We start from the raw sequence: 2,297 nt of genomic DNA on the forward strand, positions 1-2,297 counted from the left end.
GGGTTTGCCCGGGTTGTCCACCGCCGCACGCGTCCCTCGGCTCCCCGTTCCCCCCGGGCTCCCCCTGTCGCGTCAGCCGTTGCGCGCCGCGTTCGCCAGGATCGCGTCCCGCAGATACACCGCGAGGCCGGGCCGGATGGCCTCGTAGAAGGCGGTGAACCGCGCGTCGTCCACGTACATCCTGCCGAGGCAGGTGTGCAGCTCGTGCGAGCACGTGTAGTGGTACCTGGCGATGAAGAGGCGGTGCTCCTCGGCGCCGTCCATCGCCTCGCGCGAGTCGGCCGGGAGCCCCCGGGCGAGCAGATCGCCCACGCGCGCGTGCAGCTCGGCGAACTCGTCGTTGATCCGCTTCCAGTCGTCCTTGGTGTAAGAGGCCGACCTGCGCCGCGACTCGCGGTAGGCCTCGGTGTCGCCCCAGCGCCGCTCCACCTCGTCCGCGTACTGCTCGGGATCGTGGTCCCCGAAGACCTCGAACTTCTCCTCGGGCGTGAGGTTGATGCCCATCTTCTTCGCCTCCATGGCGGTCTCGACGGCGGCGGCCATCTCCTGGAGCCTCGCGATCCGGGCGGTCAGCAGCTCGTGCTGGCGGCGCAGGTGCGCGCGCGGGTCCGCGTCGGGATCGTCCAGGAGGACCGCCACCTCGTCGAGGGGGAAGCCGAGCTCCCGGTAGAACAGGATCTGCTGGAGCCGGTCCAGATCGTCGTCGCCGTAGCGCCGGTGACCCGCGTGGCTGCGCCCGCCAGGGGTGAGCAGGCCGATCTCGTCGTAGTGGTGCAGCGTGCGCACCGTCACCCCGGCGAAACCGGCGACCTGTCCCACGGAGTAGCCCATGGCCTCCGCCTCTCGTCTCGGTACGCGCCCCAGGGTGGGTCCTCACGCCGCGTGAGGTGCAAGCCCGCGCGGTCCGCCGGACGGCACCGGGCGGCCACCCGGGCGCGGGAGGCCCTAGCCGTCGTCCTCCGGGAGCCGCTCCCCCGTCGCGTACGGGTTCTCCTGGCCGTCGGCGAGCACCCCGACGAAGGGGTCGCCCTCACCGGCGAACGTGTAGGCGCCGCCCTCGATGCGGGCGATCAGGTCCCTGGTCCACTGCGCGCCGGTGTCCGCCGAGTGCACCCAGTAGTTCATGATCTCGCCGATGTGGCCGAGCTGCCCGGGGCCTTCCTCGGGCGTGTAGTAGTCGGTCACGGAGGCCCGCCACTCCGCCATGCGCCGCACCCGCTCCTTGAGCAGCGCCACGGCCTCCTCCCTCGGCAGGTCCACCATGAAGCCGAGCCCGGAGGTCAGGACGTCCGGCCGCTGGTCGTACGTGGTCAGGGAGGAGCGGAGCAGGGAGAGGTACTCCTCGGTGCCCTGCTCCGTGATCTCGTACTCGGTGCGCGGCGGGCCGCCCGCCGTGGAGGGGGCGACCTCGTGGGCGAGCAGCATGCCCTGCTTCGCCAGCTGCTTCAGGGCGTGGTAGATCGAGCCGGGCTTGGCGTTGGACCACTCGTGGGCGCCCCAGTACTCCAGGTCGTTGCGGACCTGGTAGCCGTGGGCGCGGCCGTGCTGGCGCACGGCCCCGAGGACCAGTAGCCGGATCGCTGACATGCACCGCGCCCTTCCGGAGTCATCAATTTTGACTAGGGTACGACTCGTTCCGCTCCAGGGCGACCAGCTCGAAGGCGGTCTTGCCGTCCAGTGACTCGCGGACGATGTCGGCGTGGCCCGCGTGCCGCGCGATCTCCTCGACGAGGTGCAGCATCAGCCAGCGCATCGACACGACGCCGTCCTTCGGGAACCACGGCGCCTCGGGCAGCGGGAAGGTGTCGTCCAGGCTCGGCACCGCGCGGATGAACTCCTCCGTCTCGGCGGCGACCCGGTCCCAGAAGGCCAGGGTCTCGGCGAGCGTCTCGCCCTCCACGAGGCGGAAGCTGTCGGCCCAGGTCTCCTGGGTGCGGCCCTTCTCGTTGGGCTTCTGCTGGGCCATGCGCAGCCAGCTCAGCTCCGTCTCGGCGACGTGCTTGACCAGGCCCGAGAGGGAGAGCTCGCTCGCGCTCGGCCGCTGGGCGGCCTGCTCGTCGGTGAGCCCGAGCACCGACCTGCGCAGGCCGCCGCGCTGGGCCTCGACGAAGGCGATCAGAGCGCCGCGCTCATCGCCGTGCGCTTCCGAGCTGACGTGGGTGACCATGGTTTCCGCCTCTCTCCGGCCCGCCTGAGCGGGCTGCCCCTGGGGGCCTTTCCGACACCTCACAAGCTACGGACCCTTGCGGTCAGCTTCTGTCCGCAAGGGTCCGGGAGGGACGGAAAGTGGCCGGGAG

Annotated in this window: 3 protein-coding genes; all 3 read right to left on the minus strand. The window is 71.3% G+C overall.

The annotated features are described in order from the left end of the window. Window positions 1-72 precede the first annotated feature (72 nt). Window positions 73-831: a MerR family transcriptional regulator gene (locus tag AB8Z36_RS35510; RefSeq protein WP_369217511.1), complete on the minus strand. Its 759-nt coding sequence runs from the start codon at window positions 829-831 to the stop codon at window positions 73-75. Between the two features lie 114 nt (window positions 832-945). Beyond that, a complete protein-coding gene (locus AB8Z36_RS35515) occupies window positions 946-1,587 on the minus strand; it encodes a PadR family transcriptional regulator (RefSeq protein WP_369217512.1) in 642 nt (213 codons plus the stop codon). A 22-nt stretch (window positions 1,588-1,609) separates the two neighbouring features. Next, window positions 1,610-2,167: a DinB family protein gene (locus tag AB8Z36_RS35520; protein ID WP_369217513.1), complete on the minus strand. Its 558-nt coding sequence runs from the start codon at window positions 2,165-2,167 to the stop codon at window positions 1,610-1,612. Window positions 2,168-2,297 lie beyond the last annotated feature (130 nt).

Source organism: Streptomyces flavofungini (assembly GCF_041028215.1).
Taxonomy (GTDB): domain Bacteria; phylum Actinomycetota; class Actinomycetes; order Streptomycetales; family Streptomycetaceae; genus Streptomyces; species Streptomyces flavofungini_B.